Annotated in this window: 19 protein-coding genes; 3 read left to right on the top strand and 16 right to left on the bottom strand. The window is 37.4% G+C overall.

Annotation, left to right across the window (positions count from 1 at the left end; genetic code table 11):
* The 9 genes from DRF57_RS07985 to DRF57_RS08025 form a co-directional block, all read right to left on the bottom strand.
* Window positions 1-3,024, bottom strand: a complete 3,024-nt coding sequence (locus tag DRF57_RS07985; protein ID WP_115917810.1) for a SusC/RagA family TonB-linked outer membrane protein — start codon at window positions 3,022-3,024, stop codon at window positions 1-3.
* 199 nt (window positions 3,025-3,223) lie between these two features.
* Complete coding sequence (locus DRF57_RS07990; protein ID WP_047496450.1) at window positions 3,224-3,925, bottom strand: LytR/AlgR family response regulator transcription factor; 702 nt, start codon at window positions 3,923-3,925, stop codon at window positions 3,224-3,226.
* Entirely contained in the window at window positions 3,906-4,979 is a 1,074-nt protein-coding gene (locus DRF57_RS07995) for a sensor histidine kinase (RefSeq protein ID WP_115917812.1), read from the bottom strand. Before DRF57_RS07995 ends, DRF57_RS07990 begins: the two co-directional genes overlap by 20 nt.
* Window positions 4,980-5,107: 128 nt before the next feature.
* On the bottom strand, window positions 5,108-5,491 hold the full coding sequence (locus tag DRF57_RS08000; RefSeq protein WP_115917814.1) for a DoxX family protein: 384 nt from the start codon (window positions 5,489-5,491) through the stop codon (window positions 5,108-5,110).
* Between the two features lie 129 nt (window positions 5,492-5,620).
* The gene (locus DRF57_RS08005; RefSeq protein WP_228450219.1) at window positions 5,621-6,124 is read right to left on the bottom strand and encodes a TlpA family protein disulfide reductase; all 504 of its coding nucleotides are present in this window, start codon (window positions 6,122-6,124) and stop codon (window positions 5,621-5,623) included.
* 1 nt (window position 6,125) lies between these two features.
* Entirely contained in the window at window positions 6,126-6,554 is a 429-nt protein-coding gene (locus DRF57_RS08010; protein ID WP_047496464.1) for a rhodanese-like domain-containing protein, read from the bottom strand.
* Window positions 6,555-6,648: 94 nt separating this feature from the next.
* Window positions 6,649-6,912 carry a hypothetical protein gene (locus DRF57_RS08015; protein WP_115917818.1) on the bottom strand — a complete coding sequence of 88 codons (264 nt, stop codon included), beginning with the start codon at window positions 6,910-6,912 and terminating at the stop codon, window positions 6,649-6,651.
* A gap of 79 nt (window positions 6,913-6,991) precedes the next feature.
* Complete coding sequence (locus tag DRF57_RS08020) at window positions 6,992-8,365, bottom strand: aldehyde dehydrogenase family protein (RefSeq protein ID WP_115917820.1); 1,374 nt, start codon at window positions 8,363-8,365, stop codon at window positions 6,992-6,994.
* 30 nt (window positions 8,366-8,395) lie between these two features.
* Window positions 8,396-9,151, bottom strand: a complete 756-nt coding sequence (locus DRF57_RS08025) for a type 1 glutamine amidotransferase domain-containing protein (protein ID WP_115917821.1) — start codon at window positions 9,149-9,151, stop codon at window positions 8,396-8,398.
* A 265-nt stretch (window positions 9,152-9,416) separates the two neighbouring features.
* Here DRF57_RS08025 and DRF57_RS08030 point away from each other — a divergent pair, with 265 nt between their 5' ends.
* Together DRF57_RS08030 and DRF57_RS08035 are read left to right on the top strand one after the other, a co-directional pair.
* A complete protein-coding gene (locus DRF57_RS08030) occupies window positions 9,417-11,078 on the top strand; it encodes an FAD-binding dehydrogenase (RefSeq protein WP_115917823.1) in 1,662 nt (553 codons plus the stop codon).
* A 23-nt stretch (window positions 11,079-11,101) separates the two neighbouring features.
* Window positions 11,102-11,905 carry an SDR family oxidoreductase gene (locus DRF57_RS08035; RefSeq protein WP_115918034.1) on the top strand — a complete coding sequence of 268 codons (804 nt, stop codon included), beginning with the start codon at window positions 11,102-11,104 and terminating at the stop codon, window positions 11,903-11,905.
* 78 nt (window positions 11,906-11,983) lie between these two features.
* Here the strand turns inward: DRF57_RS08035 and DRF57_RS08040 are convergent, their stop codons facing one another.
* Window positions 11,984-13,585 (bottom strand): T9SS type A sorting domain-containing protein, encoded by a 1,602-nt coding sequence (locus DRF57_RS08040; protein ID WP_115917825.1) that lies wholly within the window; start codon window positions 13,583-13,585, stop codon window positions 11,984-11,986.
* 289 nt (window positions 13,586-13,874) lie between these two features.
* Between DRF57_RS08040 and DRF57_RS08045 the strand changes: the two genes are divergently transcribed.
* Window positions 13,875-14,798 (top strand): alpha/beta hydrolase, encoded by a 924-nt coding sequence (locus DRF57_RS08045; protein WP_206607185.1) that lies wholly within the window; start codon window positions 13,875-13,877, stop codon window positions 14,796-14,798.
* Between the two features lie 90 nt (window positions 14,799-14,888).
* On the opposite strand, the gene DRF57_RS08050 is transcribed toward DRF57_RS08045, so the two are convergent.
* From DRF57_RS08050 to DRF57_RS08075, 6 genes are all read right to left on the bottom strand, one after another.
* Window positions 14,889-15,698, bottom strand: coding sequence for a phosphatase PAP2 family protein (locus DRF57_RS08050; protein ID WP_115917827.1), 810 nt, complete (start codon window positions 15,696-15,698; stop codon window positions 14,889-14,891).
* Window positions 15,699-15,730: 32 nt separating this feature from the next.
* The gene (locus tag DRF57_RS08055) at window positions 15,731-18,151 is read right to left on the bottom strand and encodes a TonB-dependent receptor domain-containing protein (RefSeq protein ID WP_307724816.1); all 2,421 of its coding nucleotides are present in this window, start codon (window positions 18,149-18,151) and stop codon (window positions 15,731-15,733) included.
* Between the two features lie 55 nt (window positions 18,152-18,206).
* Complete coding sequence (locus DRF57_RS24100) at window positions 18,207-18,398, bottom strand: COG4705 family protein (RefSeq protein ID WP_228450222.1); 192 nt, start codon at window positions 18,396-18,398, stop codon at window positions 18,207-18,209.
* On the bottom strand, window positions 18,338-18,964 hold the full coding sequence (locus tag DRF57_RS08060; protein WP_228450224.1) for a COG4705 family protein: 627 nt from the start codon (window positions 18,962-18,964) through the stop codon (window positions 18,338-18,340). Before DRF57_RS08060 ends, DRF57_RS24100 begins: the two co-directional genes overlap by 61 nt.
* A 334-nt stretch (window positions 18,965-19,298) precedes the next feature.
* Complete coding sequence (locus tag DRF57_RS08070) at window positions 19,299-20,585, bottom strand: sensor histidine kinase (RefSeq protein WP_115917833.1); 1,287 nt, start codon at window positions 20,583-20,585, stop codon at window positions 19,299-19,301.
* Window positions 20,586-20,791: 206 nt separating this feature from the next.
* Window positions 20,792-21,466: a response regulator transcription factor gene (locus DRF57_RS08075; protein ID WP_047496485.1), complete on the bottom strand. Its 675-nt coding sequence runs from the start codon at window positions 21,464-21,466 to the stop codon at window positions 20,792-20,794.

Here is a 21,466-nt window from a genome sequence, read left to right on the forward strand (position 1 = left end):
TTAAAAATTGACTTTCAGATTGAATGAGAAGTTCCTGGTGGAAGGCATTACCCCGGACTGATATCCTTGAATACTTCCTGAAGAAAGCCCCGCTTCCGGATCTGCATAAGGAAGGTTTTTATGGATGATCCAAAGGTTGCTTCCTGTAAACCCAAGTGTAAGGGCTTGAATTCCTGCGTTTTTTAAGAAGGTATTATTGAAGGTGTAAGAAATAGATACCTGACGAAGCTTTATAAAACTGGCATCATAAACAAACGCTGCCACAGGAGGATCTGTTTCTAAATTCTGGCTGGAGATGGAACGGTCAAGACGTATTGTATTGGGAATATAATGCCCCGGATTATTAGGATCCTGCATCACTCCCGGTAGAATAAGTCCCCCGCCGTTTGCTAAAGTATTTCTGACAGGATTTCCCAGGTCATTCAGGCCTACAGAATCAGGATAAAGCCCTGTTCCATATCCATAATACTGATCCAGAGAAAATATCTTACCCCCTTTTTTCCAGTCGATCTGGAAACTAAGATTGAAATTTTTATAAGTAAATGAGTTATTTAATCCTGCGATAAAATCCGACTGAAAGCTTCCTAAGTTGTGATTGCTGTCATCTGTATGGAGATAAGCTCCGTTGGTTCCTATAATTTTATTTCCATTGGGATCATACACGAAATCTGAGCCCCAGATGCTTCCATATTCTCCGTTAAGAGGTGCATTAATGCTAATTCCTCCCTGCAGCGTACCAATTGTGATGTTTTCAATACCTTCCCTTAAAGCGGTAACTTTAGTCTTAGGATTAGACCAGTTGATCATCATATCCCATGTGAAATTATTGATCTTCAGAGGGGTAATATTTAGCGAAACTTCGAGTCCTTTTGTCGTAAGTTCTCCTGTGTTCTGAATTTTAGCACCACTTCCTGTTGCCAGAGAAATAGGAAGCGGGAGTATCTGATCAAATGCTTTATTCCTGAACCACGCCAAATCAAATCCTATTCTGTTTTTAAAGAACTGCATATTGGTTCCTATCTCAATATTTTTCAGTTTTTGGGGAAGAAGATCTGCATTTCTTAACGTTGTATTGTAGGAGTAAACGGGATTATTTCCAAAAGAAGCCTGAGCAATATATCTGTTTCTCAGTTGATCGGCATTAGTGTCCGAACCTACCTCTGCATAGGCTGCTCTTAGCTTTCCGAAACTTAACCAGTCTTGTTTCAGGAGGTTGGAGAAAACCAAACTTGCTGAGACCGAAGGATAATAGTAAGCTCCTTTTCCTTTAGGTAGAGCCGTCGATTGATCTCTTCTGAATGTTCCTTCCAGGTAATAGGTGTTTTTATATCCTAAAGATGCCTGAACAAAAGCCCCGTAAATATATTTGGAATTATCTGTAATAATGGGCTTTGCAGGAGTAGCTGCTGAGTTGGAAATGGTGTAGAGATCCGGAATATATAATCCACCTGAGGTAGTCTGTGCATTAGAATAATTGGTCTGAACATTGACGTTTCCTCCCACTAATGCCTGAATACTCAAATTTTCTGTAATATTCTTTTTATAAGTGGCTATCAGGTCATAATTGGTTTCTGTAAAACGAAGATTGGTCACGGCATACCCTGAAGGCTGTTCAATGGTATTAAAACTGAAAAATGCCGGAATAGAACCCACCGCTCGTCTTTCTTCAGTAATCATACTGTATCCGTCGATCCCTACTCTTCCCAGGATATTGATGCTTTTTGACAGGTCGTAACTCAGGCTGAAGTTTCCTGCAAAGCGTTCTCTTTTGTCATTCTGGTAGTTCTTATATCGGGTAAAATAGGGATTATCCCAATAAGCCGGCGACAGATTAACGGGAGATTTAATATTCCAGGTATAGTTTTTATCAAAAGTATCAAAAAGATATTTCTGGTACTGAATATCCACATTCGTGGGCCACCACTGTCGGAAATTACCCATAATATTATCGGTATATCCTGTAGAATTCCTTCCTTTTGTATTTTGTGTAATATAATTGGCAAAAATAGTAGCGGTAAGGTTATCTGTAATTTTATAAGAAGCATTTCCGCCAAAATTATTCTTCATTAAAGAAGAATTCGGCATGATATCCGTAGCGTTGGTATTAGAATAGCTTAACCTGAATGTAGCCCTGTCATTTCCGCCACTCAGGGCAATATTATTGGTTTGATTAATGGCTTTATCAAAAAAAGTAATAGGACCGTTTTTAGCCATAGTCCAGGGTGTTTTCTTTCCGAAATTTTGTGATTCAGGAATAAATGCGTCATATTGCCATACCATCAGATTAGGGTCATACGGTGCTCCATAGGAAGCGTCATGCCAGAAGATGGCCATGGGGCTATTTTGGTAGTTCGCAAAAACATTACCGAAATAGCCCTGTCCATATTGCGTCTGATATTCAGGAAAAGTAGATTTGTCAACAGTGGACACCGAAATACTTCCGCTATACTCCAGTCCAATTCCCTGAGTGTTTTTCTTTCCTTTTTTCGTAGTGATGATAATGGCTCCATTTTGAGCTCTAGACCCGTATAAAGCAGTTGCGGCAGCTCCTTTTAATACATTTATGGTTTCAATATCATTGGGATTGATGTCTGAAACAGGACTTCCATAATCATAACCTCCGCCTCCATTTTGCTGACCTGTAGAATTGATATTTCTGTTGATAATCGGAACACCGTCTACTACAAAAAGAGCCTGGTTATCTCCTAAAATAGATTTGTATCCCCTGGAAACAGCATCTATGGAACCTCCGAAATTGGTAGATTGCCTGATCTCAAGACCAGCGACTTTTCCGGAGAGATTATTCAGAAAATTGGTCGTTGGATTTCTGTTGATATCTTCACCTTTTACCTCTTGTGTAGAATATCCCAGGGATTTTTTTTCCCTTTTTATTCCCAATGCAGTAACAACAATCCCCTCTATATTCTGGGATTTTAGGCTATCCTGTTTTTCCTGGCTGAAGTATGTTCCACCACCCATGAAAAAAACAACGCCGGCACTTAAAAGCTTTAACTGATATTTCATAACTATTGATTTTTATAACATGATTGTTAGTCAAAATTCAATAATTGGTGAAAATTATGATCAAGTTTATATATCAACAGCCTATTATCGTCTACTAAAAATAAATACGTATAAGATTGAGAATGTAATCCACGATAATCTTCTGCGATGCTAATGTATGATTATTGCAGAATGAAAAAATAATGGTTTGACGGTATTTTTAAAATCCTGCCAAGGGTTTATAAGTCCTCCCCACCGGTAGTTTTTTTCCGTTAACCTGAATAACGTTTGCAGATTTTACTTCCACTTTTGAGAGGGATATAATATAAGATTTATGGATCCGGAGGAACATTTTTGGGTTCAGGCTTTCTTCAATCTTACTGATGGGCATTTTGAAAGTGAATGTTTCTGCCTTTGTATGAATATTGATGTATTCCCTTAAACTTTCGATATAAAAAATATCCTGTAGTATAATTTTAATCTGCTTCTTTCCACTGCTGATAAAAATATAGTCGCGTTCAGCCAATTCCAGTAAAGCATCTTCTGCCTGCATCAGATGTTTGAATTTTTCAACGGCTGTAAGAAACCGGTCATAAGGGATAGGCTTCATCAGATAATCAGCAATATCCAGTTCATAGCCTTCCACGGCATATTGATGGTAAGCAGTGGTAACAATGACAACAGGAGGGTTCTTTAATTTTCTTAAGAAATCAAAACCTTTTACTACGGGAAGGTGAAGGTCCAAAAACATCAGATCCACCTCATGAATACTCAAAAGATTACTCGCATAAACCGCATCGGCACATTTACCTACAAGGTTCAGCTCTTCATCCCGGGAAACAAAATTTTCCAGAATTTCTGCGGCTATAGGCTCGTCTTCTACAATAATGCAGTTGTATTTTTTAGAGGCTGGATGTATCATTGAAATTGATGGTTAATTGTACAATATATCGGTCAGTTTTATCTTCTACAGAAAGTATATGTTTAGGATAAAGCAACTCAAGCTGTCTGCGGATATTTTTCAGTCCCAGTTTGGTAGAATGTTCGTGAGATCTGTCTTCTTTCGAGTTTTCAATACAATACCTAAGAATTCCATCTTTCAATTGAATATCAATATGAATAAAAGCTTCTCCCAAGCTTTCGGAAACCCCATGTTTAAAAGCATTTTCAACAAACTGAATCAATATAAGCGGAGATATTTCCTGTGACGGATTATCAATATTTTCGTTAAAATTAATGGTAAGATGGTGGTGCCTGATTTTCTGGATCTGTATAAAATCCTGGATGTTTTCAATATCCTTTTTTATAGAAATATTTTTCTCTGCGGCTTCATAAATATTATACCTCATTATTTTAGAAAGCTGCAGGATAACATCCGGCGTTTCATCTGCCTTTTTAAGAGCCATCCCATAAATATTATTGAGGGTATTAAACAGAAAGTGTGGATTGATCTGTGCTTTCAGCATTGTAAGTTCCTGATCCAGTTTTTCGGATTTCAACTGGGAAAACTGGTCTTTCAATACATTTTTCTGTCTGGTGATTTCCACCCCAAACACCAGCCCAACCATAAAAATGAGATCCATAAAAGAATTAAAGGCTACCAGTCCGTTGATGTACCCTGAAAGCTCTTTACCATCCTGTGTTTCTTCCACACCATAGATATAGGGGTACATTATATAATGGGTAAAAAACCGATGTCCCAACACCGCTATTACCACAATACCAATATAAAGAGCATATTTGAAAACAGTCTTGATATGTACCTTTTCATATACATATAACAAGGAATAGGCAAGCGGGATTTTGACCAAAAGATACCCCAGCTCCAGCATAAAAGTATTCTGAAGTCTTATTTGCCATTTGAAATCCGGGAACTGATATTTTGACCAATAAAAATCAAGATAAACTTCCAGGATATAATAGAGTATCCAAAAGAGCAAATGAATACGGAGCTTAGATTTTCCGATGGGTTTCAAAATTATTATAATTTAAATGTACAAAGTAATATTGTTCAGTCAAATATAAAAATATAAAGTCTACCAAAGTATGGTATTCATCTATAAACGACTTGTTTTTTTATGCTGTTTATGTTGATAAACAATAATTACGATGTCTTTTTAAAACGGATTTCTGGGAACATGAGATTGAGAAAAGAAAAAATCAACAGGAAATTAAACTCAACACCATTGGTGCCACCCCCCACAACAAACCAGCCGTTCTGCCAGTGAACATAATAAATTCCAAAGACAAAAATCAGGATATTACAGATGGCTACAGGTTTAATATACCGGTCAATCCAGATGAGTGGGACTGAAAACAAATGGATCAGTTTAACAGCCCAGGCAATATAAAGCCCTACAGGACTGAATCCTATGGCATCCAGATAATGGATTCCAAAATTATTGACATCGCCACTGAATATAGAAATCAGGCTATGCATTAACAAAATCACTGAGAGTGCAATACGGAGGAAGAAGCTTTTTTTCATAGAACTAAAGTAGGAAGCTCTAAGAAAATGTATTCTCAATTGTATATCAACAGCCTTTAAAAACAGATGAAAGTATTTTCCGGTTTATGCATACAAAAAAAGCAGTCATTGATTGACTGCTTTTTTATTTTAATGCTGACCTAGATTTTTCTTTAAAAAATCTTCCAGATCTTTTCCGTGAAGATTTTTAGCAATGATCATACCCTCTCCGTCTATGATGACATTGAAAGGAAGTTCATCTACTTCATACAATTTGGCAACCGGACTTTTCCAGAACTTTAAATCACTGATCTGAATCCAGTTAATACCAAACCGGTCTATTGCTTTTTGCCAGCTTTCTTTATTTTTATCTAAAGAAACGCCAAGAATTTCAAATTTGTTGTTATTCTCCCGCCCTGAATAGGTAGTATACAGAGCTTTCAGTTCCGGCTGTTCTTCTACACAGGGGGCACACCAGGTTGCCCAGAAATCAATTAACACCATTTTACCTTGTAGAGATGAAAGCATAAATGTACTTCCGTCTGCTTTAGTCATGGTGATTTCCGGAGCCTTCTTTCCTATTTCAATGTTGTGGTTTTGAGCCATCATCAATCCTGAGAAAACAGCACAAAATAATACAGTATAGATCTTCATCTTAATCATTTGTAGGATAATCTTTATCTAACCAATCTGTTTTAATATTTTTCGGAAGGTTCAGAAGCTTTGCATTTTTAAAGCCCATTTCCATCAGCAGGTTAAATGCCGGACGGATATTGGGACATTTTACAAAAGGACAGCATCCACAATAGATTACAATTTCTTTGTTTTTGGGAATATCCTTAAGGTAGTTTCTCAATTTCTCCAGATTCTCCGGTTCGTGAGTTGGGCCTATGTCTACAGAACCTTTAATAATGGCTTCAGGTCCTACAGAAATAATGACAATGTCCTTAGTCTTATTCTTTACAATTCGGGAAGCCAACAATGCCGGGTCCATCAGCTGACTATCTTTCCATGGATCCTGTTTTTGCTGTGCCTGGCTCAGCATTGAGCAGACAAAACAAACCATGACAAACAAATACTTCATAGATTTCTATTTTTCACAAAGATAAATAAGAAGTTGACTATGGAAAGAGGAATATATCCGGAATACCGATTTATCTTTCAATTTTCTCTTAACATCAAAGTTTTTTGGGAGTGATATGAAGGACGTTTGCAGCTCCCGGTTCTATAATCAGCTGGGTTCCTGAACCTGTCTCATGCTCCCTTCCCTGAATAGCCGACCCTGTTGTCAACGTAAGCTTTCCCTGAAAAACGGGATGAGGAGGAGTAAGAGCTATTTCAATGTCCTCTTCTCCAAGTTGTATAAGGATTGTTTCTGCCTCGATCAGGTGCCGTGTACCATCTTTTGAGACCGCAAATGCCTTATATGAATTATTTTCCATTTATTAATATTTTCACAAAGATAGAAAAAGCCCCATCCTGCATTGGGATCGGGCTTGAAATAATTGAAAAATTATATAATCAGCTGAATACACTTAAATTTTTAGCTATATCTTTTCCTGCATAAGGAGGAAATACATCAAGTTCCAGATCCGGGTTTCCAACCAGCATAGCTTTAGTATTGCTTAAAGCATCAAATCCTGCTTTACCATAATATTTACCCATTCCGGCATATCCTACTCCACCGAAAGGTAAACTGTCTATCCAGCAGTGTAAATTCGTTTGGTTAATACAACCACCGCCAAAGGAAACCGAATGAAGAAAATAATCGATATGATCCTGGTTTTTACTGAAAATATAGGCAGCCAACGATTTAGGCTTACGTTTAATAATTTGGGTAATCTCTTTTAAATCTGAATAAACCATTACAGGTAAAACCGGTCCGAACACTTCCTGCTGCAATGCAGGGTCTTCCCAGGTACTCGGATAAAGAACAGTAGGTTCTACATACCGCTGAGCAACATTGAAGCGTCCTCCGATAACTACCTTTTCAGGAATGATATAGGAAGCCACCCGCTCTGCATCATGTTCACTGATCATTCTGGCGAGATCCGGGCTCTGCTGGGGATCATCACCATACATTTTCCGGATGGAAGCCTTTAGTTTGTCAATAAATTCTTCAGCAATACTTTCGTGTACATATACATACCCCGGGGCAATACACCACTGTCCTGAAATGGCATTATGTCCCCAGGCTATTCTGTCTACAGCAATATCAAGATTTGCCGTTTCATCAACAATGGTCGGGTTTTGTCCACCCAGTTCTAAAATGACCGGTGTCAGATTTTCTGCTGCAGCACGCATGACGACTTTTCCAACATTGGAACTTCCTGTAAAGAAAATAAAATCAAAAGGTAGTTGTAATAATTCTGTAATTTCTTCCCTGCCTCCTGTCACAGCCGTTACAGCTTCCGGTTCAAAATATTTAGGAATAAGCTCAGCAAATAACTGGGCCACGGTAGGAGTTGTGTTAGCCGGCTTTAGAATGACTGTATTTCCTGCTGCCAATGCTGCAATGGCAGGATCAAGTAATAACAATACCGGTGCATTGAATGGACCAATGACTAAAGTTACCCCATAAGGTTCTTTATAAATAATTCCACTGTTTCCGGTTGCCTCAAGACCTTTTGGAATATCAACCTTTTGAGGAGCCATAAGCTCTCTGAGATTTTCTTTATAATATTTTATTACCCCTAATGGTACTGTAATTTCAAATAACTGTTCAAAAGGAGGCTTACGGAAGTCCTGCTCGAGGGCTTTGCAAAAAACGTCTTGATTTTCTGTGAGGAATTTTTCCATCCTGTTGAGCTGATCCATACGCCATTCGTATGTTTTGGTAGCATCACTAAAGAAAAATTCTCTTTGTGTATCGAAAATATTCTGGTATTTGTTCATACGTATTGTGTGTTTTATATTATTAATAGGCTATTCTGATAAAGCTTCAATTACCAGTTGTGATGCAAGAAAACTACTGTGCTGCTGTTGTGCAGTAATGAGTCTTCCATCTCTCACAGCAAATGGTTCCAAAGGCCCGGCAACTTCAAATTTGGTATTTGGGTTTTTTCTGGCTTCTGTTTCAATAGTATAATCATTTACGGTCATTCCAAACATTTTATTAATAATATCCTCTTCACTGTCTGCAAATCCTGTCCATGTTTTACCATCTGCCAAAAGTTTTCCATTACTGAGTTTAACCCATAAAAGTAAAGATGTTCCATGACAGATAAGACAGGTAATTTTTCCTGCCTCATAAAAGTCTGCAATAAGCTTGTGAAGTTTTTCATCATCTTTAAAAGTGAGTAAGGGAGCTCCTCCCCCTGCAACACAAACAGCATCATAATTATTAATATCTATTTCCTCAATCGTTTTTGAATTTTGCAATAATTTTCCAAAAACATTATGATGGCGAAAACCGATACTAATCAAATCATTAGGATACGCGCCGTCCGGATTTTCAGGATCCGAGTGGGCGTCAAATTTCACTTCCCCTCCTTTTGGGGAACATAGATCGACATCATAACCAGCCTGTATAAAATCAAAAAAAGGACGTGTCATTTCTTCTGCAAAAAAACCGACACTGATGCCATGAAGAAGGGAGGCATTAGAAACTAAGCACAAAACTCTTTTTTTAGGATACATGTGTTTGGGTTGTCTTCTGATTATATTCTCATGTTCATTCATATTATATTTTTTTGGATTGTTGAAGAGTTTCGTTTGTGTTTTCTTAAACAAAGTTATATAAATGAATAACTTATATACGGTGATCTTTTCGGAACTTTAGAAAATTCAATTATTTTTCCCGTTAATAAGAATTATAATACCCCATTTAGAAAAATTAAACATCTGAAAGTTGAAAACCATTCCTTTACAATAATTTTATCGGGCTAAGCGTAAATATTTTATACATTTATATAAAGTATTGTTCAATAAAAAATATTCCAGTAAAATGACAGATAAATTCCAACCTGATGCCATTATCATAGGAACCGGACTGGCCGGTCTTACAGCTGCTATGGAAATAACGGATGCCGGAAAGAAAGTCCTCTTACTGGATCAGGAGACTGAAGAAAATATAGGTGGACAGGCATTCTGGTCTTTCGGAGGCCTTTTCCTTATCAATTCACCCCAACAGCGAAGAATGGGAATTAAAGATTCTTATGAACTGGCTTTACAGGACTGGAAAGGGACGGCAGGTTTCGACCGGAAAGAGGATTACTGGCCCCGTCAATGGGCAGAAGCCTATTTGAAATTTGCAGCAGGTGAAAAATACAAATATATTTCCAGGCTGGGGATCAAATTGATGTTTATGGTAGGCTGGGCAGAGCGTGGTGACGGATCTGCCATAGGACACGGAAATTCAGTACCCCGTTTCCATGTCAGCTGGGGAACGGGCACAGGTGTGATAAAGCCCTTTGTAGAAAAAGCATACCAGGCCAAAGAGAAAGGTTTGTTACAAATGAAATTCAGACACAGAGTGACTGAGTTGATTCTGGAAAATGGAAAAATAAAAGGACTTAAAGGAGACGTCCTGGAAAACGACTCTCAGGAAAGGGGAATTGCTACGAATAGAAATGTAATTTCTCGATTTGAATACACGGCTCCTCATATTATTATTGCTTCAGGAGGAATAGGTGCCAATCACGAGCTGGTAAGAAAGAACTGGCCTGAGAGATTAGGACCTGCTCCGGAAAATATGGTATGTGGAGTTCCTGCCTATGTAGACGGAAAAATGATTGGTATTGCAGAAAATATAGGAGCTGATATTATCAATCGGGATAGAATGTGGCATTATACCGAAGGGATCCAAAACTGGAATCCTATCTGGCCTAACCACGGGATAAGAATATTGCCCGGGCCCTCCTCATTGTGGTTTGATGCTAAGGGAAAGCGTCTTCCAGCTCCTTTCCTACCCGGATTTGATACATTGGGGACTTTAAAATACATCCAGGATACAGGATTTTCTTATTCATGGTTTATTCTGACTCAAAAAATTATAAAGAAAGAATTTGCACTTTCCGGCTCGGAACAGAATCCGGATATTACAAATAAAGACTACTCTCTCTTTTTGAGCCGGATTTTTGGCAAAAAAGCTCCTGGACCTGTAGAAGCATTCAAAGAGCATGGAAAAGATTTTATCGTATCTGATCATTTGGAAGATCTTGTTTCTAAAATGAACCAGCTCGCCGGAAATCATCTTTTAAAGTATGAAAAAATAAAAGAGCAGATTGAAGCCCGGGACAGAGAACTGGATAATAAATTTTCAAAAGATACACAGGTCAATTATATCCGGAATACCCGCAGCTACCTGGGCGATAAGCTAGGCCGTGTGGCAGCTCCACATAAAATATTGTCTCCTGAAAATGGACCTTTAATAGCAGTACGCCTTAATATTCTTACCCGTAAAACACTGGGTGGTATTAAAACGAACCTTAACGGACAGGTTTTAAAGGCGGATGAAAGCATTATTGAAGGACTTTATGCTGCCGGAGAAGTAGCCGGTTTTGGCGGCGGCGGAATGCACGGTTATCGTGCTTTGGAGGGAACATTCCTTGGAGGATGTATTTTTTCGGGAATGAAAGCCGGGAAATATATCGCCGGATTAAAATAAGAACATTTGAACAGGGAACAATTATGAGTAGTTATTTTGACAATAAGGTTATTTGGATCACGGGAGCATCATCAGGAATTGGAGAAGCACTGGTTAAAGAGCTTACCTTGAATACTAATGCAAAGATTATCCTTTCTTCCAGGAAGGAGGAACAATTATATGCTGTAGCAGAAAATACAGGGCTTACCCACTCCAGATATGCCGTGCTTCCTCTGGATCTGGCCCATTATAAAAGCATGCCTGATATGGCAGGAAAAGCAATAGAAAAATTTGGAAAGATTGATATTCTTATTAATAATGCCGGGCTTTCTCAACGTTCTTTGGCCATGGAAACCGATATCGAAATTGATAAACACTTAATGGAAGTTGATTATCTCGGAACCGTTGCCCTTACCAAAGCGGTTGTTCCTTATATGATCAGAAACGGCGGAGGGCAGATTGCTGTAGTTTCCAGCCTCATGGGAATATTCGGAGCTCCGATGAGAAGCGGATATGCTGCTGCCAAACATGCGTTACACGGTTTTTTTGATGCCCTCCGTGCAGAATTATATAGTCAAAACATCCTTGTTACAATTATCTGTCCCGGATTTATACAAACCAATATTTCAATACATGCGCTTACCGGTGACGGCTCGCTGCAGGGAACCATGGATGATGCCACTGAGAAAGGAATGCCCGCTGATGTTTTTGCAAAAAAAATGCTCTATGCTATAGAAAAAAAGAAAAATCAAAAAGCTATTGGCGGCAAAGAAGTCATGGGTGTTTATCTGAAAAGATTCTTTCCTGCCCTACTTGCAAAAGTAATTCGAAAAGCTAAAGTAGTCTGAAGAAATTATAACTCCATATAATATAAAAAAACCACACAAAAAGTGTGGTTTTAATCGAGTATTACTATTTTTAGTATATTATTCTATAATGAATTTTTTGGTCGTTTTTTGTGTACCACCTAGTACGTTCAAGAAATAAACTCCTTTTTCAAGATGACTTGTGTTGATCTTGGTTTTTAATCCTTCTAATTTTTGTTGATGAACTGTTTTTCCTAACATATCCGTAATGGTAGCCTCCATAGAAGGTGTAAAATAATCAAGCTTTAAAGTAACATAATCTTTTGCCGGATTAGGAAAAATTGTAGCTGTAACGCTAGCCTCTTTCGCAATCTCGCTAGTAGCCAGATGCTCTGGTGCAAGCTTTACAACCCAAGCATCATAATCTCCATGATTTCCCGTCACATCGCCATTGTTGGACTTAGAACTTCCTGCAATCACATAGCTACCATCTGCAGTTTGAATGACAGAGGAAGCCTCATCACTTTCTGATCCTCCTATGCATTTTTGCCATTGAATATTTCCTATTGCGCTTAGCTTTACAGCCCAATAATCAAAAGAAGGAGGCAGTTCTCCAGGGCCTGGATTTATAGGAGCATGATATCCTGCTACCTGACCGTCAGTTGAAATGGTATTTCCTACGACCAGATATCCACCATCAGAAGATTGGATAATAGAATATGCTCGATCTAATTTCGTTCCTCCCAACGCTTTTTGCCATTGCAAATTTCCCGCCTCGTCTATTTTTACAATCCAATAATCAGTCCCCCCGTGATTTCCTGTTACATCTCCATCGGTAGAAAAAGACTGACCAGCCATAATAAATCCACCATCCGAAGTTTTTACCATAGACAATGCTTGATCCGGATATAATCCTCCAAAAGATTTTTTCCAAAAAACAACACCTCCATCAGCGTTTAATCTTAAGATCCAAAAATCCGTGTTGCCATGATTTCCTGTTATATCACCGGTGTTTCCTTCGGCATATCCGGAAACTACATATCCACCATCATTCATTTGAACAATGGAGTTGGCCTGGTCATCTCCTGTTCCACCAAAAGATTTTTTCCACTGAATATTCCCGTCAGAGTTTATTTTTACGATCCAGTAATCTACATAACCGTTATTTCCTGCTACATCACCGTTATTAGACATAGAACTTCCTGTGAATATATATCCGCCATCTGTCGTTGGGATTATTTTACTAATAACATCAGTATTTGATCCACCGAAAGTTTTTTTCCAATGAATAACTCCTGCATCAGAATTTAATTTTAAAACCCATCCATCTTCGAGTCCATGATTTCCTGTTACATCACCATTATTTGAATTGGTAGTTCCGGCAACTACATATCCGCCATCAGCAGTCTGAATAATGGAGTTTGCTTGGTCATTTTCTGTTCCTCCCAAAGATTTTTGCCATTGAAGATTTCCTGTTGAATTTAATTTTGCGAGCCAGTAATCTTGTTTTCCGTGATTTCCTGTTACATTCCCGTTGTTTGAATTAGAATTTCCTGCCATCATATACCCGCCATCAGCGGTTTGAATGATGGAATTTGCATAGTCTTTTCCTGATCCTCCTAAAGATTTTTGCCATTCTATAGCTGGAGCTTGTGCCATACTAGAGCCTGAAAAAAAGATACCTGCCAATACAGGGATCGTTTTTTTGTAATTGAATTTCATGGTTTTTAGTTTTTTAAATTTTGAAGCGCAAATGTATCATTAATAAAAGAATAAACCTCTATGTTGTACAGGTTTTTACTCCTGTTACTATATATAGCAGGTTTTATTTATGAAGAGTAGACTGGAAGGCTGTTTTTAATATGAAGAAATCTATTTTTGCAGATATAAATATTCTTCAATCAGTAAAATGTATCCGTTTTCAGGTAAAATGTCTACCTGTTTTGAAAATAGCTGACTGTACATTTGTATCATAAAATAATCAAAGTGTTAATCACTAAAAACAAGTATTATGATTCAGTCAGTTACATTTAAAAATCTTAACCGGAACGTAGCAGCAGATGTGTACTTCCCACCTCATTTTGATGACAATAAAAAATATGCAGCGATTATCAGTGCACATCCTATAGGAAGCTGTAAAGAGCAGACCTCAGGAAATATCTACGGACAGGCATTGGCCGATGCAGGATTTGTAGTATTGGCATTTGATGCTTCATTTCAGGGAGCCAGCGATGGAAAACCCCGTTTTATTGAAGATCCTACCTTGAGAGTTGAGGATTTCCGTTGTGCCTGCGACTATCTTGTAACCCTGCCCTATGTAGATGAGAAGCGTATCGGAGTATTAGGAATCTGTGGTGGGGGCGGTTATGCTATTAATACAGCGATGACAGAGCGTAGAATTAAAGCAGTAGGAAGCGTTACAGGAGTTAATTATGGAAGACTTTGGAGAGAAGCATTCGGAAACTGGAATCCTATTGATGCTTTGGAAAAGATTGCAGAACAGCGTACAGCGGAAGTAAGAGGTGCAGAACTTCGTGTAGGTCAGTTTTTACCACCTTCTGTAGAAGCTGGAAAAGCTGCCGGAATTAAAGATATTGATGTATTGGAAGCTACGGACTATTATAAAACTTCAAGAGGAGAAAAGCCACATGGAGCAACCAGTTACCTGTATTCCCGAAGCAGTGCTGCTGTAGGCTGGGATGCTTTTTATCTGGCAGAAGTTTTATTGACACAGCCATTAATGGTAGTTATTGGAGACAAACCGGGAGGATTCGGAGCTTACAGAGACGGATTGGAAATCATGAGAAGAGCCAGATCAGAGAAAAAAGAACTGGTAATCGCGGAAGGATGGTCTCATTATGATTTGTATGACCAACCGGAGCCTGTAAAAATAGCCCTGGACCGACTGATTCCTTTTTATCAGGAGAATTTATAAAAAAACAAAGCGTTATTCCCATGGAGTGACGCTTTATTTTTTAAGACAATTATTAAACAGGGTTAAACATTAGTGGGTAAAAACATTCACCTAAAAGGTTTTTATCAGTCCTATTCCTACTGCATTGTTCTGATAAAACGGCATCACCATTGTAGATGATAATGCTGTGTTTTTAGTTTTATTTTTTCCGCGGAGTAAATGATCAATTCTTGGATATAGCCAATACGCCAATTCTGTTGAAAGGATTCCAAATCCAGTTCCTGCAACGACGTCTCCCAGCCAGTGTTTATCATTCAGCATCCGGTATACTCCGGTGAAGATGGCAAAGGGATATCCGGAGAGACTTAACAAAAAATTGGTGTCTTTATATTCCCTGAACATAAACTGTGCATTGGAAAATGCTGTTGCAGCATGTCCTGAAGGGAAAGACATCGTATTGGAACGGTCAGGCCTCTCTTCTTTGACCATATATTTTAAAGGAAGGGTAAAAGCGGCAGCAATCAGCTGTGACGAAGCATAAATAATGGTGCGGTCTCTTAAGTTATGCTTTCCCTTTACACCTGCCAGATTGAGTCCGTACACGATAAGTCCCGGAGCATACTGTGTATAATCATCAAATTTTATCCGGGTAGGTTTGTGTTCATCGATTTCAATTTTAGTATCTAAATTGATTTCTCTTAGTCCTCTTACTGTTAAGCCTGCTACCCCATACCCAATAAAGGCTGCCGGAATAATCAGGCTTTTATAATTCAGTTTACTTTTTTGAACAGCAGTTGTGATACTATCATGTATTGGTTCCTGAACTATAATCGTGTCATTATTGTTTTGTGCACTGATTGTACTGATAGCTGACATTAAAACAATGAAATAGATCAGCATTTTTTGACGTTGTTTTTTCATCCTGGATTACATTTGCAATTTTTACTTCTTTATTAAAATTTATAACTATACCCCAATCTTACGACCTGAGTTTCATAATAATCGTTGCTGGTATACGCGAATCCCATTCCTTGGATTTTTTTCTTCATCACCATTGTATTGAGTATATCAGAAGCATTCAAAACTATTTCTCCTTTTCCTTTCTGAATGGCTTTTTTTATACCTAAATCCATAGAAAACCTGGACCTGATTCGTCCCTGGGGAATAATATCAGGAGCAAGGTAAACCGCTGTAAGCTGGGCATCCAATCCTTTGGTAAAATGAAAAACATTATTCATCTTGATATTTCCTGAAATGGCAGATTGTTGGTCTGCTGAAAAAGTATTGGGTTCAGGATAGAGGTTTACTACTGAAAATGCATTAATCTGATTATGGTATATATTTCCATTGATATTAAAAGAATAGACATCTGATACCTTTTGGTTCCATATTGCTTCTAAACCTGTATTATAGCTTCTTCCCGCATTTTGGAACAGGGCATAAATCAGCGTGCTGTTGGGTACAATACTTGAAATTCTGGTAATGGTTCCATTGGCAAAACGATGGTATAGTGCAGAATATAAATATCCGTTATCCCAATTGTATTTATATCCCAGTTCCAGAGAGTTGGTAAATTGGGGTCTTAATGCGGGATTTCCTACTTTAATAATCTCTGCGTCATCATATTTAGGAAAAATCCGGATATCCACTTCGTTAGGGCGGTCTACCCTTCTGTTATAAAAAACAGAAACCTTATTATGTTCGTTGAGTTTATAGGCTAATCTAAAGTTTGGAAACGGCTGTGTATAATTATACCCATCACTTGTATAAGTGGGATGATTGGGATTAACATCATATTGAATTTTCACATATTCAAGTCTGATACCCAGCTCAGCCTCCCATTTCTCATTTTCAAAAATATAATTCCCATAGACTGCCGGGATAAATTCTTTGTAATCGGCTTTCCCTCCTGCAGAAACATCCAACACAGAATTTGTTCCGGGAATAAAATTCATATTAGTTGGGATACTTCTGTTTCTCATTTTAATTCCTGTTTCAATCCTGCCATATTTTAAAGGTTTTACATAATCTACATTGAAATCATATACCTGTTCATCCGATAATAATTTGAAAGCATCTGTTCCGGTAGATGTAGACAAATAGTTATCATAGAAATATTTTTCGTCTTCTCTATGGAAAGTATAATTGAATCCTACATTTAATACATGACCGGCTTCTTTGAATTTATGCTGATAAGAAGCTGTTCCCATTACAGTAGTTTTTAATTCATCTTCCAAAAACTGCCATAGACGAAGGCGTTGAGATACATCTCCGTTAAAAAATGGCTGATCTCCACGATCTATAATTTTCTCACTTCCATACATCCCTGAAATAGTTAATGTATTTTGTGCGTTAATATTCCAGTCTATCCCGGCCTTAGTGGTGAAAAAATTGGTATTTCTGTTTCTTTTAAGCTGTGAATTAATGACTGTTCCATCGTCGTAAGTACGCGTTACAAATTCATTTTTATTAAGAGTTTGGGTATATAAATTATCAGCCTGTAGAAAAACATTTACTTTATCTTTTCTGTAATTAAGAGACAGTGAAGGATTGATCTTTGGCGTTAATGTATACTGTGGCCTTATAGTTGGTAGATTTTCTTGTCTTACCCAAAGGGAACCTAATCCTGTTGTAAATCCTACCTTACCATTCCATCCGTTCTTTTTATTTTTTTTCATGATAATATTGATAATACCAGCATTTCCATTGGCATCATACTTTGAAGAAGGATTGTTGATGATTTCAATTTTTTCAATGGCAGAAGCAGGTATGTTATCCAGCCCCGACTGGCTTCCAAAACCTGTAAGGGCTGTTTGTTTACCGTCAATAAGCACTGTTACTTTATCATTACCCCTTAGCTGTACTTTGCCATCCTGAACCGTTATTCCCGGTAGATTTTGTATATTTTGTAATACAGATCCACCGCTTTGGCTGATATTGTCTGCAACAGCATATGTTTTCTTATCCAGACGGTTGTCTATTTCATTCTTTTTGGAAGCCACAAGGGTAACCTCTTCAATTTTTGTTTCCTTTCCCTCCTTTTGGATCAGTTCAATCATGGGGATTTCCAGAAACTCAGAAAGACTTCCTACAAAGACAGGCTGTCTCTGGGTATCGTAGCCTGTCATAGAGGTTTCCAGAATATAATGATCAGGTTTTATACCCGTCATAGAAAATCTTCCTTCCTCATTGGTAATAGTTCCGGCTACAAAAGCACTGTCATTTTCCTTTTTTAAAATAATATGGGTATAGGCCAATCCTGTTTTGTCTTTATCGGTTATTCTTCCGGATACCGTTACAGAAGTGGTTTGTGCAAAGGCTATACTAGAAATAATGCATGTTGGAAAAAGGAGCAGTTTCTTTCTGTTCATCATAAATATTAATTTTTAAGAATGTTTTTTTTCTTTTATCAGTTTGAAAAATAATAGTTTACCTCTGAAATAATGATTTATTAGTATAATTTCTTTGTGAAACAATAATCATGACGACCATTAAAGCAAGCGAAACCAGAGAAGCATTCAATGTTCCAAGATCAAGGCCTCCTTTTACGATAGGTTTGGTCAGAAGATCTCCGAATGTAGCTCCGAACGGTCTGGTAAAAACAAAAGCAATCCAAAACAATACAATACAACACGATTGATCTTGGTAAAATAGTGAAGCAAAACAACGGTAAGGATGATCAATCCGGTAATGCAAGCACCAGTTTGGTAACTCAGTCCCATATTGTCACTTAGAAAATCTCCGAATGCTGTTCCCAGGCTGTTGGAGAATAGTATGGCGGTCCAGTAATAAAGTTCTTTATTCCTTTCAAAAATGGGATAGACTTCAAGATCATTGTATTTTTTATACCATAAAAAAAGTGAAGCCAGAAGCCCGGAAAGAAGAATTAAACTCCCCAATAAGTATCCGGCTTTTAATGTTCTGTCTATAAAGTCGGAAATCTCTGTACCTAAGGTTGTTGTCCCTATAATCACCATCCAGTATACAGCCGGCACATATTTTTTTATGTTGAGTTGTATGGATAACAGAATGGCAAAAAATGATAAGGTAACAACAATTCCCATCGTATAGCCTAGATTAAGAGTCATAGAAATAAAGTCTCCCAGGGTTTCTCCAAGCGTGGTAGCTACGATTTTCATTAACCAGAACAGCAGAGTGACTGCTGCTACTTTGTTCGCTGTTCTCATCTTGTTTTATTTTTAAAGGCAAAAAGTTGTGGAAGATTGATCATCAAAAATGAACCATAAAAAAGAATTTCGGTTGATCTCTCACTTAAATACAGGAAAGCAGGAAGCAAAACTACCATCAGAGAGAAAGGCAGATATGAGATCATAATCAATATAATATTTACCTTACCGCCATACATAGCGCTAAGCAAGAATACAGGTATTATTTCCGGAAACAAAAGGGCAATTTTTACAATCATTTCTAATAAAATCTACACGTAAGTATATTTTCTATACAAAAGTGCAATCAGATTTAGAAGAAATTTTGAATTGTCCGGGTTGGGATATTTTTTAACTATAAATTAACGGAAAAGACATGATGGTTATTCTCAAATCTGTAGCTGACCGTCCAATGATGAAATTTACAGATCTCCTGGATAATAGACAGTCCTAGCCCACTTCCATGATGGTCTGCTGACAGTTTTGAAAATCTTTTGAACAATAAATCAGTATTCAGTTTTTCCACTCCTGAATTGGAAATTTCAAAAACAGAATCTCTTAATTTTATAGCAATAGACCCATCGGGCAAAGTATGTCGGATGGCATTGACAATCAGATTATTAATCATAATCTCTGTTAGGCTACTATTTCCGTTTAAGCGGACGTTAGATTCAATATATTCTTGTACGTCAATGTTTTTTTGTTCGAAATGTTCTTTGAGAATATCAATACTTTGGCGAAGGAGCTGATCAAAAGAGAAATTTTCAGAATTATCAAACTGGTTATTGTCTATTTTAGCCAATAACAACAGGTTTTTATTAATGCGGGAACTTCTGGTAAGCGCCCTGTTCATATCTTCAACAATTCGGTATTGTTTTTCTGTCAGATCCTGATCCTGTAACAGGAGATCCAGTTTATTTTTGATAATGGCAAGTGGTGTTTGCAGCTCATGAGAAGCATTTTCAGTAAACTCTTTTTGAGTTTTATACACTGAAATATTGTGCTCGATCAGCTTATAAAGAGATTGGTTGAGTTCTTCAAACTCTACGGTATCAGAAGCTGGGAATTCAATTTTATTCTGGCTATTGAGTTTAAAGGTTTTCAATCGGTCCAGGGTCTCCCGGAATGGTCTCCATATTGACGCCGAAAGTCTTCTATTCATATATAAAAGTCCCACCACTATCATCACAAAGAAAAAGACCGTGATCATGGCTATCACTGCTATTGTTTCGTGGGTTTCCTCAATATTGGTTTGTATGGTAAAAAGATAGGGTCTATTTTGGATGTAAACCACCTTCTCCAGGCATCTGTATCTTTCCTTTTTGTGTTCAGATATAAATGGAAGATGTCTTTCATTAGTATAAACGCTATCGCCCTTTATACGATTTGCAGAAATTTTTTCAATATTGGTTTCAGGCTGAATATTATTCCATAATTTCAGACTTTTTCCCAGCTGATCTTCGGATAGTTTCAACTGATTGAACTCATACGCCGTTTTCTCTACAATAATCTGGTTATGCTCATCAAGTTCACTTTTCCAGATGGTATCCACCACAAAGTAATACACAGGAATACTTATCGTCAATACAATAAGTACATAAATAAGAAATGGCTTTGTCGTTTTACTTAATAGAGGCTTCAAAGTAATGATGAGTTATAAGTTTTGAGTTTTTGAATGTTGTAAGATCAGTACCTAAGATTCTTTTTTATCTGCAATCTAATATTAATTGGATATAAGTTTCGTTTAGTATTTTAAAAGTAAAACGATATTTTGTTATTCCAAAGAATATGATGAATTATTTCAATATATGCTTTCATGATAAAGCAAGTTTAAGAAATAGAATTAGCTCATGTTTCCCACTTATAACCTGTTCCATATACGGTTTTGAGGTAATGGCTGCACCCCGCATCGTATAATTTTTTCTTTAGATTTTTTACATGAGCATAAACAAAATCATGATTGTCCAGCATATCTGCAAAATCACCTGAAAGATGTTCTGCCAAGGTACTTTTGGAGATTACTTTATTTTTGTTTCCTATAAAATAGATCAAAAGGTCAAATTCTTTTTTGGTTAAGGAAATGATATCATCATTGACAGACACTGTTTTGGCGAGTAAGTCAATTTGAAGTTCATTCTGTTTGATTACATTGGAACTGCTGAATTGCTTCCTACGGATAATGGAATATACTCTTGCCATAAGCTCAGAAAGATGGAAAGGTTTGGTAAGATAATCATCAGCCCCCAGCTTCAAGCCTTCAATTTTGTCATCCAGTGCATTTTTGGCAGAAATGATAATTACCCCATCCTGTTTGTTCTGTTTTTTTAATTCCTCTAAGATTTTCAGCCCATTGCCGTCAGGAAGCATAATATCCAATAAAATACAATCATAGTGAAATGTTTCAATTTTATTCATGGCTTCACCAAATGTGGAAGCAGATTCACACAGGTAATTTTCTTCAGAAAGATATTCCGAAATACTCTTAGCAAGCTCTGTTTCGTCTTCAACAATTAGAATTTTCAT

Source organism: Chryseobacterium rhizosphaerae, assembly GCF_003385455.1.
GTDB lineage: Bacteria > Bacteroidota > Bacteroidia > Flavobacteriales > Weeksellaceae > Chryseobacterium > Chryseobacterium rhizosphaerae.